At 66.1% G+C, this 12,873-nt stretch carries 13 protein-coding genes; 8 read left to right on the top strand and 5 right to left on the bottom strand.

What is annotated here, in order from left to right; all coding sequences use genetic code 11:
• Positions 1–6 precede the first annotated feature (6 nt).
• From FM104_RS04755 to FM104_RS04730, 6 genes are read left to right on the top strand one after another with little or no spacing between them, the layout of a single operon-like run.
• On the top strand, positions 7–1,608 hold the full coding sequence (locus FM104_RS04755) for a hypothetical protein (RefSeq protein WP_087130321.1): 1,602 nt from the start codon (positions 7–9) through the stop codon (positions 1,606–1,608).
• A complete protein-coding gene (locus tag FM104_RS04750) occupies positions 1,608–3,311 on the top strand; it encodes a type IV secretory system conjugative DNA transfer family protein (RefSeq protein WP_143738256.1) in 1,704 nt (567 codons plus the stop codon). Before FM104_RS04755 ends, FM104_RS04750 begins: the two co-directional genes overlap by 1 nt.
• Entirely contained in the window at positions 3,308–3,997 is a 690-nt protein-coding gene (locus tag FM104_RS16260) for a DUF4913 domain-containing protein (RefSeq protein ID WP_143738255.1), read from the top strand. The genes FM104_RS04750 and FM104_RS16260 overlap by 4 nt, the downstream gene beginning before the upstream one ends.
• Positions 3,998–3,999: 2 nt before the next feature.
• Positions 4,000–5,058, top strand: coding sequence for a M23 family metallopeptidase (locus tag FM104_RS04740; protein ID WP_087130319.1), 1,059 nt, complete (start codon positions 4,000–4,002; stop codon positions 5,056–5,058).
• Between the two features lie 14 nt (positions 5,059–5,072).
• Positions 5,073–5,549 carry a hypothetical protein gene (locus FM104_RS04735; RefSeq protein ID WP_143738254.1) on the top strand — a complete coding sequence of 159 codons (477 nt, stop codon included), beginning with the start codon at positions 5,073–5,075 and terminating at the stop codon, positions 5,547–5,549.
• A 17-nt stretch (positions 5,550–5,566) separates the two neighbouring features.
• On the top strand, positions 5,567–5,842 hold the full coding sequence (locus FM104_RS04730) for a hypothetical protein (protein WP_087130317.1): 276 nt from the start codon (positions 5,567–5,569) through the stop codon (positions 5,840–5,842).
• Between the two features lie 8 nt (positions 5,843–5,850).
• Here the strand turns inward: FM104_RS04730 and FM104_RS16455 are convergent, their stop codons facing one another.
• From FM104_RS16455 to mobF, 3 genes are all read right to left on the bottom strand, one after another.
• Positions 5,851–6,945 carry a zeta toxin family protein gene (locus FM104_RS16455; protein WP_179206673.1) on the bottom strand — a complete coding sequence of 365 codons (1,095 nt, stop codon included), beginning with the start codon at positions 6,943–6,945 and terminating at the stop codon, positions 5,851–5,853.
• Positions 6,942–7,211: a hypothetical protein gene (locus FM104_RS16450; protein WP_179206672.1), complete on the bottom strand. Its 270-nt coding sequence runs from the start codon at positions 7,209–7,211 to the stop codon at positions 6,942–6,944. The genes FM104_RS16455 and FM104_RS16450 overlap by 4 nt, the downstream gene beginning before the upstream one ends.
• A 68-nt stretch (positions 7,212–7,279) precedes the next feature.
• On the bottom strand, positions 7,280–10,177 hold the full coding sequence (mobF, locus tag FM104_RS04720) for a MobF family relaxase (RefSeq protein WP_179206671.1): 2,898 nt from the start codon (positions 10,175–10,177) through the stop codon (positions 7,280–7,282).
• 269 nt (positions 10,178–10,446) lie between these two features.
• On the opposite strand from mobF, the gene FM104_RS04715 reads away from it, so the two are divergent.
• Complete coding sequence (locus tag FM104_RS04715; protein ID WP_087130314.1) at positions 10,447–10,701, top strand: hypothetical protein; 255 nt, start codon at positions 10,447–10,449, stop codon at positions 10,699–10,701.
• A 48-nt stretch (positions 10,702–10,749) separates the two neighbouring features.
• Entirely contained in the window at positions 10,750–11,016 is a 267-nt protein-coding gene (locus FM104_RS04710) for a hypothetical protein (protein WP_143738253.1), read from the top strand.
• Between the two features lie 525 nt (positions 11,017–11,541).
• Here the strand turns inward: FM104_RS04710 and FM104_RS04700 are convergent.
• Both FM104_RS04700 and FM104_RS04695 read right to left on the bottom strand, forming a co-directional pair.
• Positions 11,542–12,129, bottom strand: a complete 588-nt coding sequence (locus tag FM104_RS04700; RefSeq protein WP_087130312.1) for a hypothetical protein — start codon at positions 12,127–12,129, stop codon at positions 11,542–11,544.
• Positions 12,130–12,151: 22 nt separating this feature from the next.
• The coding region (locus FM104_RS04695; protein WP_256971522.1) for a recombinase family protein at positions 12,152–12,873 on the bottom strand (722 nt) is incomplete at its 5' end.

Here is a 12,873-nt window from a genome sequence, read left to right as displayed (position 1 = left end):
GATGACATGGGTGTTCTCGACGACGTTTTCGACAAGGTAGCCAGCAGCACGAACCGGCTCCTGGGTCGGCAGCCAGCTGTCACCGCGGACGCGCTGCCCTTCCCGGGGCTGACCGCCAAGGGCGTGCAGGGGGCAACCCTTGGTGCTCACGTGTACGTGGAGGCTCCGCCGGAGTTCGAAGCCTCCAGCCTCCAGGTGTGCGGTTTCTGGCCGTTCAGCGTCGGGGCGTCTACGCCCCTGGTCGGCGCGGTGCTGGGCAAGCACTTCTACAGCGGCGGACCAGTGCTCGGCGACCCGATGACCGCGTTCAAGCGCGGCATCATCTCCGCGCCGTCTGCATTCATGCTCGCCCTCAACGGCCGCGGTAAGTCGTCGCTCGTCGCGAGAATGCTCCTTGGCATCTCGGACGGCGGCGACCTCCCCATGATCCTGGGAGATCTGAAACCTGACTATGTCGGTTTCAACAAGGAAATCGGGGGGTTCGAGTTCTCCCTCGGCCGCGGCATGGGCGGGATCAACGTTCTCGACGCTGGCCCGTGGGCTGAGCATCTGAGCCGCCTCGACCCTGCACGGCGAGAGGGAATCGACGAGCTGGAGTACGCCCGGCTCTCGAAGCGATACAAGGAAGTGGTGGGGCGGGTGCACGGCCGTCGCCTCAATGCCCTCCGCGGCCTGGTGGAGATGGTTCTGCGCGAGGAACTGACCGAGAAGCGGTCAGAGGTCACGGTGCTCTCGGTGGCGGTGGAGATCGCGGCCACAGAGGCGGCGAAACGAGGCGAGCAGCCACTACCGTCTGATGTGCTGCGCATCATCACCGAGCGGCACCCGCGGGTGCGCGAGAACATTCTCCCGGCGACCGACGACGATTACGACAAGCTCACCTCGAACCTCCGCACTGGCCTGAACGGCTTGGGACCGCACGGGCCGTTCGGGGACGTGTTCTGCCGGCAGACGACCGAGCAGGTTCCGATCGACCGGGCGCTGTGCTTTGACGTGTCGAGTATCCCGTCGACGGACGCGCAGCTGCGCGCCGCGGCTCAGCTGGCGTGCTGGTCGTACGGGCAGTCGGTATCCGAGTGCGCGAAGATCCTGTCTGAGGAGGGTCTGGAGCCCGAACGTCACCACTTCATGGTGATGGACGAGCTGTGGCAAATACTCGAGGCCTGGGACGGGTCGGTGTACCGGATCAACGCGATTACTCGCTTGAACCGGACCGAGGGTCTGGGGCAGATCATGATCACTCATTCGATGAAGGACCTGGAGCTGTCCACGCCCGAGCGGACGAAGATCGCTCGCGGCTTCGTCGAGCGTTCGTCGATGTTGTTCCTGGGCGGCCTCGCCCGTAACGAGATGCCGGATCTTCTCAGCATCCGCCCTTTCTCCAAGAAGGAGCAGGATCTTCTTGTCGCATGGTCGGCCGAGGGGTCGACCAATCCTGTAACGGGCAAGCCTTCCCCGCCCCCTGGACGTGGGAAGTTCCTCATGAAGACCGGAGACATGCCGGGCGTCCCGTTCACCACGGGCCGCCAGCTGACCCCTCGTGAGAAGCAGATTCACGATACGAACGCCGCGTGGGCCGCGGCTATCGGCGCGCACGGGGACAACTGATGCACGGGCGTAGGTATCCGGCAGGGCCGTACGTGATCGCGTTGGCGGTCGCCGCGGTGATCTACGCCGCGATTTATCTGGGGCAGCTGATGTGGCCGGGTGAGGGCCGCGCGATGTCGTGGAATCCGCTCGCCGCAGCGATTCAGCTGGTCACGGGTGAAAGCTCGTGGCCTCCAGGGGCAACAGTGTTACTCCTGGTCGCGGCTGTCCTTCTCGCGGTGCTCCTGGTCGTGCTGTGGAAGCGCGGCGGGCAGGGAACGTCCAAGGGCCCTCGCCGGATGACGGATCTCGAACGTCGCGTGAACGCGAACCAGAACACGGGCCGCATTCAGGAGCGCGAGCGCCGTAAGGAGATGCGGCACCTGCACCCGGATGCCGAGATCTCCGAGGCGGGCGTGCAGATCGGCCGGTCCCTCGATTCCGGCCGTCGCTGGGTGCTCCAGTCGTACCGGCAGTGCTCAGCTCACGTGTGGGGGCCGGGCCGCGGAAAGACACTCACACAGGTGGTCCGTCACTCGTACTATGCGCCGGGCGCGTACGTGATGACGTCCAACAAGACAGACGGGGTGAAGTATGTTCTCGCCGCGCGTGCTCTGCAACACCCGTCTGGCCGGGTGTGGATGTTCGATCCGGATCGGATCTTCCGGGCCGGGGAGCGTCCCGCGTTCACGATCGATCTATTCGCGACGGTGAAGGACACGAAGTCGGCCGAGAAGCTGGCCAGCGTGTTCGAGAAGTCCGCGCCCACGGCCGCTCAGACGGGCGGCGATGCGCAGTTCGACCCTCAGGGCCGGGAGTTCCTGGCCTGGTGCATGCTGGCGGCCGCGGTCTCTGGAAAGCCACTCCGGCAGGTGCACATCTGGGTTTCGGAGGGCAACACCGCCGACCCGGCTGAACGCCTGATAGACGCAGGCTATACCGGTCCTGTTGCGGCGCTGCGCGGCCTCGCCAAGCAGCCCGAGCGGACACGCGGAAGCGTGTTCGCCACCGCGCAGCGCATGGCGTCTGCGATGGTCCACGACCACCTGATGGCGTGGGCAACGCCCACGCCGGGAGTCCCGGTCTTCGACGCAGCACGGTTCGCGGTGTCCTCCGACACTCTGATCCTCCTGACTAAGGACAAGGCCGGCCCGCTGGCGGCGTTCGTGTCGGCCCTGGTTACGCAGGTGGCGGAAGCGGCGGTCTCGGAGGCGGGCCGGCACCGGTCGGAGCGTCTGCCGGTCCCGATGGTCATGGACCTCGACGAGTGCGGGAACGTCGTCACACTTCCCGACCTGCCCGACTGGTACACCCACTTTGGGTCCAAGGGCATCATCATCAACGCCTACTTTCAGTCGCCGGCGCAGGGCGAAGCGACCTACGGTCGTGAGCGGTTTTCGCAGCTGTGGGACGCCGCAGGTGCCCGCGTCTTTGGGGGCGGCATCGACAATGAGCCCTGGCTGCGGGCGCTGTCGGATCTGATCGGCACGTATGACAAGACGATGTTCTCGACGACCACAAGCCAGGGTTCGCGGTCGCGTTCGGAGTCGACGCAGAAGCAGTCCCGCGCGAGCGTGGCGGACCTGGCGAACCTGGCTGAGTGGCGTGCGATCGTGCGGACGAGTAACGGGGTGTCGGTGATCGTTGAGACGGTGCCCGTGTTCAAGGATCCGGCGTTCGCGGAGGTCATGCGCGCTGGAGATCAGATCGGAGTAGGAGCATGAGCGATCAGGAGACAGGTACGCCGGATCCTCGCGCGATCGCATACGCGGCGGCCGCAGTGGACGCGGCCAGGCAGGCTGTGCATGACGCGGAGTCCAAGCTGGCGGCCGCGGAAGACGTGCTTGCGGATGCTGAGGGCGACGTCACCGTTGCGGAGGCGAAGCTCGAAGACTTCCGGTCGCTGGAGTCCAAACTGCCGTGGCAGCTGGCGGCGGCAGAGCAGGACTTGGCCAAGAAGCAGCGTGCACACGCGCGCGCCACGGCCCGCCTCGCGGCGCCTAAAGCCGCGCTCGACGAGGCACGGGACGCGCTGAGCGCGGCCCACGCTGAGTTGGCACAGGCACGGGTGACACCGGCACAGCCGCTCCCTGAGGACGCCGGCATGCCGCCTGGTGCGTCGGACGAGCTGGTGGCCTGGGTGGAGAAGCTGACGAGCTATCTGGAGAGCCTGGAGCGCGAGGATTCCCGCTGGTGCCCGCAGTGGCAGGAGCACCCTGAGGCGGTCTGGCGATTGACGGCGCTGCATCGTGAATTCGAGATCTCGTTCGCGGACGACACGGTGTCCGGTTGGTGGGTGAACCACTTCGACCGGCATGCGCCGTTCATTTTCGGGTCCACGGGGATTTTCCAGGCGTGCGAGACGGCTCACGATCCCGACCGGTCCTTCCGGTTCTCCCGGAGGGCGTGACTATGTGGAAAGTCCTCGGTGGTACCGGCATTCTGCTGCTGAGCTTCCTCATCGTGGGAGTCATCGTGCTCGACTCCGCCGGCACCAAGGAGGCGTGCAACCCTGCCGCCTCGGCTATCGATCCCACCTCGGTACCCGAGGGACCTGTGAGCGGGTATGGCCACGATCAGCTGGTCAACGCCGCGATCATCGCGAAGGTTGCCGCTGACAGGGGTCTTCCTGCCCGTGCGCAGCTCATCGGCGTCATGACGTCGATGGGCGAGTCCTCGTTGGTCAACGTGGACTACGGGGATGACATCAACGGCGTCACGAATCCTGACGGCACAGCGACTTGCTCGCTGGGTCTGTTCCAGCAGCAGTGGTGCCTGGGATGGGGCACGCGAGAGCAAGTGATGGATCCCGTGTACTCCTCCGGAGCGTTCTTCGATCGTCTCGTGCAGGTGCCCGGCTGGGAAGATCTCGAACCGACGATCGCGATCAACCGCGTGCAGGGCAACAGCGACCCGTATCACTACGCCCGCTATGAAGGGGCCGCAGGAGAAGTGCTTGCGGCGATCGGTGGCGCGAAGCCCGGCGCCGGATGTGTGGGCGACGGGCAGTGGACGTCATCTTTCGATGCGACGGCCGACGTCTCCTTTACCGACGTCTTCGGGATGCGCGATGCATCGCTCACCGGGTACGCCTACCTGCACTCTGGAATCGACCTCGCCGCGGCAGAGGGCACGCCGCTGCTCGCCGCGGCTGCCGGGACGGTGAAAAGCGTCTCCACAGTCGATGACAGCGCCATGGGACTCCACGTCATTATCACGCACAGCGACGGCACCGAAACGCAGTACATGCATATGAGCAGTGTGCTGGTGCGGGATGGAGATACCGTCGCCGGGGGCGAGCTGATCGGTGAGGTCGGCAACACCGGCCGCTCCTATGGGGCGCATCTGCATCTCAGCATCTTGGTCGACGGCGAATTCGTCGACCCGCTCCCATTTCTGCAGGCGCGCGGCGTGGACTACTGCACGCTGGCAACACCGCAGGGTTCTAAGACGATAGCCGCGTGCAGATAGTGAAGGGCTCCATCATGAGGACTCATAAGACAACCGCCGTACTCCTGGCCGTGGCGGCGCTGATGCTGACCGGCTGTGCGAGCGAGCCGACGCCGGCAGCGTCACCCCCGGCGTCGGAGTCAGCCGACCACGACCATGGCGATCACGATGTGCTCGTTCCCAGCCCGACGACGACGCCCGATCTCGATGCGACGGCGACGGCCGCGGTCGATGCGCTGGAGGCGTATGCGGACCGAGATCTGGACTATGCAGCCTGGTTCGAGCAGCTCAAGCCGCACCTGCATCCCACGGCGGTGGAAGCGTACAGCACGGTGAATCCGTCGCGTCTGCCCGTGGTGGAGATCCAGGACGGGGCCGAGGCCGCGTCGACGTCGACCGACACCTACGCCGTGGTGTACGTGCCCACCTCGCTCGGGGACTACACGATTGAGCTCCGCAGGGACGACGCGACGGCCAGCTGGGGCGTGACACGCTTCCAGCCTCCCGCGTGAGGCTGGGCTGACGCGGGATGTCTGTCTTTGATCAGGACGTAATCACGAGAGCGCAGGTCGTGCGCTCTCGTCTTGCTGCGCTGCGCGCGCATCAGACGGAGGAGCGGCGGCGGCTGCACGCGCTCGTGATTCAGGATCTCCTGGGTGCCGGCTACTCGCTGAATGAAGCGAGCCGACTCCTGGGGCTGTCTCGTACCTTTGTCCACAAAGAGTCGCAGCGCGACACCACGGCGGCCGAGTGCGGCGAGTTCGAGGCAATCAAGGCAGCAGTCGAGCAATACGTGCTCGGCTAACGCCGCGCTCACCGCTCGCGGCCGAGGCTCCGGTTCTTCGCAACGTCGGCCGCGATCGCCGTGCCCTGGACGTCCTGGGCGCTGCGGGCCGCGATCTCTCCAGGGGTGCGCGTGGGCCCTCGGTCGACGTCGACGCCCCACCATTTCGCATGATCGCGGTCGGTCGAGCTGCGCGGTCGGCCGCCTGGGATCTCTGCGCTGGCCACGGCCTCGCGTGCAGCTGTGCGTAGGGCCGGGTTGTGCGTGTGCCGGATGATCTCAGGGCCGGCGGCGGCGAGGCGTCGCATCGTCTCGTTGAGGTCTTCGGCTACCTCGGGGAGCCGTGAGACTCGCGCAGCGGCGACCACGAATTCGCGCACCCATTCGCGACCTTCGCGCGCCGTCATTGAGGCTGGGCTGCGGCCGGCCTCAATCGCGCGTCGAGCTTCGGCGCCCACCGTCTGGGCGACGTCGGCCGTCACGGCACGCTCATAGAGCACACCCTGGGCGCGTGTGGTGACGGTGATGCGGTCGACGAGGCCACGGCTCACGAGCTGCTCGACCGTGGCGGGCATGGCTTCGTACGCGGTTTCGTGTGCGGCAGAGGGCGTCCACCGGTTCTGATCGTTGCCGGCGGCTGAGCCAAGGTAGCGGCTGACGGTCCCGAGCGCGGAGACGGCGCCGGGGACGGCGAGCACATGCGCCTCGACGCGATACCCCTGCGCGCGGAATGCGGCCGCGGTGGCCTCGACAACGGCCGACTGCCGCATGGTCGTTTCGAGGATGACGCTGCGCCGCTCGCTGCGGAGGTGATCGGCGGCCATGCCGACCCACGCTCCCGATGCCTGCGCAGTGATGTGCGGCATGGACAAGGGGTCCTTGTCCATGGTCGTCCAGTAGTCGGGATGGAACTGGCGAAAGTCGTCTCCGATGACGGGGACGGCTGCCGGCTGATCGTCGCGCACAGTGGCGATCTCGCGTGACTTCCCTGCGCCGGGTTGTGCACCGACGAACACGACGGAAGGGTGCAGCTCGGCGGCGCCGGTTGCGGTCAGCGTCGGCGCGATGTCGCGATCGAAGATCTCGCGCAGCTCGGCCGCGCTGAGATCACCTCGCGAACTCACGCAGTCGCGCGCAGCTGACGCAGACGCGAACGGTATTCGGCGGTCTTCGCCTGGATCGTCGCGAGGTCTCGGCCCGAGACGCTGTTGACGTCCTGCCAGAGAGCGATCTGCGCGGCCTTGGCCGCCTCCCGCTCGGCCTCGGTGCTCGCGTTGCGCGAGAGCCACACGTAGCCGCCACCAAGTTCGGTGGCCGTCTCGCGCATGATGTCGTAGACCATCGGATCGAAGTCGACGATCTCGGGGGCGAGAACTGTTGCCTTGGCCATGTGATCCCCTCCTTCGTCTACTGCCTCCAGTGTACGCCCGCCCTCGGACAACCGGCAGGCGCGATGTTTTAGCGCTCCCTGCCGCGCTGTCGGGCTCGCTGGCGGCCCTTCTGCGCGTCGCGGGCAATCCGGGTGGCCTCGGTGTCCCGTGCGGCGCGAGTGGCCGCGTCGGGGCTGCGCACGCCCTCCTTGGGCCTGGCGTCGCGCTCGCGCTCCTGGCGAGCCGTCGACCTGGTCGTATCGGCCGCTGGTCGTGTCGCCGGCTTGTCGACGTCGACGCCCCACCACGCCGCCTGCGCGCGTTGGCTCTCCGAGTGAGTGCGGGTGCCGATAGTGCCCTGGAGATCTCTGGCGGCCGCATCGCGCTTACTCTCGACGCCCCGATCGCCCGCTTCGCGCGTCATCGCTTGTACGAACAGCTCACGCGCCTGCAGCCGGGTCTCAGCCACGACGTGCAGCGTGTTCGCCTCACGGCCGCGAGTAGCGGAGACGTACACCGCGGACGCGCTGGAGGAGTCGGTGACGATGCCGTGGCCGGCCTGCACGGTCGCGCCCTGCACACCGAACTCAGTGGACGCGTACGCCAGGTGCGTGTGCTCCTTCACGTACTCTGCCGGCAGCTGCACAACTCGCTTGCCGTCGGTCACGGTGACCGACTGATCAGAGTGGACACGCTGCACATTCCAGACATCACGATTCGCGACGCCCAGATCGCGGTCGTTCTTGCGAGTCATGAGACGGTCGCCGTTGCGGATCGTCAGCAGATCGCTACCGGAGATCTCGATGCCGGGCGTCGTCGTGTGACCGGCCTGCGCGTGTGCTTGCTGGATCAGTCCATTAAGCGCAGCTGCTTCCTCGTTGGTCGCCGTGGCGATCGCCACGGTGGATCCAGCTCGAGCACGCGCGATCGCGTCATCAGTAATGACGGCGCGGGCGTCGTCCATCGTCTCGTGGATGACGAGGTTGCCGCGGTCGTAGAGCTGGTCGAACAGCTCTGCCGGCTCCTCGCGCGATCGCATCTGCAATGTGAGCTTGGCGTAATCCGTATCCAGCCTCCCCTCCGGTGTCACGAAGCGATGCAGCGCGGTCAGGTCAAGCGGCGTCGGGTGGGCACCAACGGCCATGTCGAGCACGCCGCCTCGACCCACTGCCGGCAGCTGTGCCCGATCACCCACGAGGGCGAGCGATGCGCCGTTCTCGTCTGCGATCTGAACGAGAGCATGCGCCATGTCCTGGTCGATCATGCCGGCCTCGTCGACAATGATGCGAGTGTTCGCGTCGACGCGGAACTCATCTGATGGTCCTCGGTACTCGAACCATGTGGCCGGATCGATCTCGCCAACGGCCAGGCGCGTCCAGCGACCATAGGTGTCTCGCCGGAACCCGTAATCGTGCGCGAGCTTGTGCGCCGACGACGCGGGAGTACCGAGTGCTGCGCCGGCCTCCTGTGCAGCGCGAAGCGTCGGGGCGACGACGACGAACCGTCGCCCTTGGCCTGCGGCCAGCTCGGCGGCCGTCTTCAACATCGTGGTCTTGCCTGCGCCGGCCGCACCCTCCGCGACCACAAGCGGGGCCGTGCTCGCGAGCGCGCGGGCAGCGTCAGACTGCTCCTGAGTAAGGTTCCCTAGAACCGGCTCACCCGTGACCAGCGCGGACTCCAAACCGCGCTGCGTGAATGCTCTCCGTAGGTCATCCTCGACGGCCACCACACGCTCCGACGTGATCCATCGAACCCAGTCAGGCACCTCGGCCTGGTAGTCGATGTCCAAGCGCAGGAGGGAGTCGGCAGCGGCCGAAGCGGTCTCCCGCACCCAAGCCTCTACAGCCTCCTTTGGCGCCACCGCACCCGACTGTCCGAGAGCAACACCGACCTGCCCTTCAAGGTCTGCGAGCGACCATGCAGATTTGGATTCCTCCAGGGTCGAGATCGCGACCTGCGCCACGCGAACCCGGTCCACATCCGTGAGCGCGATGGGCGCCGCGTCCTCGCGCCCTGTAAACCCGTCCGTGCGCAGACCGGCGTCGTGCAGTTCACCACGCCACCGGTCCTCAGCGCGCCCAGCGTCGTGCGTCTTATGCGGCCTGTCCAGCGCCCACGACTGCTGATCCCACTCGCGCAGAAGCGCGCGTGGAGGCTCCTGCCCTGGGTTGAGATCGCGCCACGCGCGCTCCAACTTGGTGACGTTCTGCTGCACCTGGAGGGCGCGCTTCGACATCACCTCGGCGTGCTTGGAAAGCTCAACCACCTTGCCGGTCGACGCATCGAAAGTGAGACCAGCAGAGCGCAGCGCAGCGCGCAGGCCGCTGTGGGTGGAGATCACCGCTTCGGCTACACCACGCAGCGCGCCCTGCTGCTTCAACGTCGCAGCCGTGTGCAGACCGCGCCACTTCCCCTCGGAGAAAACTCGCGTGTTCCACTGCACATGAATGTGGCGGTGAGGATCCCCCGCCCGCGATGTGCGGTGTAGGACAGCGACCTGTTCGAAACGCTCGACGGGCACGAACTCTTGCGCGCCGCGTGGACCAACACGCGTGACTGAGTTCTGGGCCAGATAGGAACCCATCGCGTTCGCTGCATCCGCCTGCGCGGCGTCGAGTGCAGCCGACACCTCCGGGAACAGCGCCGCCGCGACCGACAACGACTTGTCACAGTTGACGGTCATCTCAGCGAACCGCGGAGACGCGGGCCGCGTGACGACTTCGCCGTTAGAAGCTACGCGCGTCTCATCACGCGGGATGCCGCGCTGCTCCCCCGTGAGTGGGTCGCGCCAGTCGACCCACGCCTGGTAGGAGTCGCCGTCCAGCTTAGACTCAGCGCGCACCTCACCTGTGCTGTCGAGCGCAGTCCACTGTGCCACAGCATCGCCGTTCTCCAAGTAGTACTCGTCAGCGTGCGAGTGGTCCGATTCGAGGTAAGCGCGCGCGGCAGCGCCAGCCCCTCGATAGAAGACCACTCCGCCGCGCATGCAACGAGTATATCTATGAGCGAAGCTCGTAGCATACGTGCATCCGTTTTCAGTGTCTCTCGGCAGAGAGGCGTGCTGGAATCGGATGAGGTGAGTTGCAGTCAGGAAGTCTTGGTCTATGGGACTGGGCATGGTTTGAAAAGGTGAGGTGCAGTCGAGAAGTCATGGACCCCCAAGCTGATGCATCACTGCTGTAGTCACGGCCGACAGAAAGCGCGATCGCAAACCCGATCACCCCACGAAGCCGACCGCCGAGATATGCTTGGCGCATGGCGCTCAACATTCGCGAAGTCGTAGAAGCTCAGATAGCCGACAAGATCTCTAAGGGCGAGGCCCTCGAACAGAAGATCGCGGCCGCCGAAGAAGTGGCCGCAGCGCTCGCCACCGCGCAGAAGGAAGTCACCACTGCACGGCGCGACGCGCTCAACGCAGGGTGGACAGAGACCGAGCTAAAGCGTCTCGGGCTCGCTGGTTCACGCGCCCCTCGAACTCGCAAGCCGCGCGTGGCGACGCCTTCGGAGTAGCCAGCCATGATCCCGACGCCAACGCCGATAGCTGAGTTCACTAACGGCGTGACGCTCTTCCTAACGGGCATCGGAACCTTTGCCGCTGGGCTGGCTCTCACGGCCGCGTTCGTAGGCGCTCTGCTTCTGCTTGCCCTCCCACCAGGTCGGCGTGACCCTTGGTACGTCGTCTACGGTGCCGGCGTCTTCATCTCTCTCCTGCTGTCGATCTTCATCGGCAACTGGTGGTGGTTCGGCGTCGCAGCCGCAACGCTCCCGGTCTTCCTCGGCATCCGGTGGCTGTACCGTCGATACGTTCGCGACGCCACCTGGTAAGCAGCAGGCGTTAGGTTCGTTCAGAACAACGTGGGGTGATCTTCACCCGCTGCGCTGAGCGCGCGGGCGATGACCTCCAGGTCCCAACCGTGGTCGCGCACAGCGTCCCGGAGTCGGCGTGAGCGAGCGACGCGGTCAGCCCGTGGAAGACTGGCAAATCGTTCGATCGTGAAGCGGTTGCGCTGACGGCCGGCGCGTGCAGTGTCGCGCTGGTTCTCGGGCGCTCCCCCGACGCGTAGATGTGTGACCGCGGGATCGACGTCGACATGTACGCATAGGGGAACATCGCACCGGTGCAGCAGCATCGTGTCAGGCGCGAGATCGATGCCGGTTAGGTGCCGGTACAGGAACCGCTGCGGCCGCATCGTTCGCTGTCGTGTCCCATCACCGGCTGTCCAAAATCGCCCGTACCCATCGTCACCAACGGCGCCGGTCCAGATCCAGCAGTCGCCCTCCTCGGGACCTTTGACGACGTACGACCAAAGACGGTCGATGTCGGTGCGTCTCGCGCTCCGTGCCGGCACCTCAGACACGGCGCTGACCGAGCGCCGCAGACACGCGCGACATGGCAACCTCCGGGTGCACCCATCGCGGCAACCGTTGGTCGAGAACAGCCTGAGTGAGACCGAGCTCCTCCATCTGCCACGTGATTTGAATGCGGCCGTCGGCGTCGTACATGGGCCGGCCGTCATCCCACGTCATGTACGCAGATTGCACACGCTGCTCATCCTCCGACGTCATCGGCTCAGTCTGATCCTCCACGTCCAGGATCAGCGCGCGTCGGGCGTGATAGCCGACCGTGGGGAAGTCGGGATCTGTGAGCACATTCCCGACCGGGCGCACGCGATAGACGGCGCCCGACCCACGTCCTTTGAGGACCGCTGATGCGAACACGCGTGCGAGGTCTCTATCGCTGGTGAAGTACACCCGATCGGCTCGCGCCTCGGCCAGGTAGAGGGAGCTGCGCATCGGATCATCGATCTCCTGGTCGGCCGGAGGGACCACCTCACTGCCGACAGAGAGTCCGCCGATACCGCCATGCCATAGCTCGACATCGGCCCACCGATCGCGTTCCAACTTCCGCGCCGCTTTCGCAGCTCGTGCCTTCCCCACATCTGCTCCTTCGTCGTGACTCTTACGCCGTCGCGCTCGTGTCTGGTTTCGTGAGCGCCCGGCGCACGCTGGAGCCGCCGACGCCGAGCGTGTGGCCGATGCTCTCCCAGCTGTAGTGCTCCTCACGCATGCGCGCTGCGGTAGCGATCCGGTCGGGTGTCATTACGCTTGGTCGGCCGCCGACGCGGCCTCGGCTGCGCGCGTAGGCGAGGCCGCGTTGGGTGTTGTCCCTGATGGTGTCGACGCGCAGCTGCGCGAACACCGCGACGATGCCGTAAAGGGCTCGCCCCATCGGGGTCGTCGTATCAATCAACGGCTCGGTGAGACTAACGATGTTGACCTGGCGAGTGTCGAGGTCCTGCAAGGTCTCGATCAGGATCCGCTCACTGCCGGCGAGGCGGTCGAGGCGGCGCACTTTGAGCGTGTCCCCGGGTCGGAGGTAGTCGAGGCAGGCGAGCCATTGCGGGCGGTCTGAGACGCGGCTGGATTCGCCATGGTCGACGAACACACGTTCGCAGCCGGCGGCGCGCAGCTCAGCCTCCTGCGCCTCGGGGTTCTGCTCCCGCTTCGAGACGCGGGCGTATCCGACTTCATGGGCCATGCCGAAAACGTTACTGCCGAAGTTCCGGCGCGTTTTGGTTTCGGCAGGGGTTTCGGCAGATCGTTTCACGGCGTGTCGCGTACCCGTCTGTCGATGTCCGAAGTCGTCGGCACTTCTGTCCGAAGTCCTCAACACGCGTGTGC

Source organism: Microbacterium esteraromaticum (assembly GCF_900163815.1).
Classification (GTDB): Bacteria; Actinomycetota; Actinomycetes; order Actinomycetales; family Microbacteriaceae; genus Microbacterium; species Microbacterium esteraromaticum_B.
This window is presented reverse-complemented; position numbering and strand designations above follow the sequence as displayed.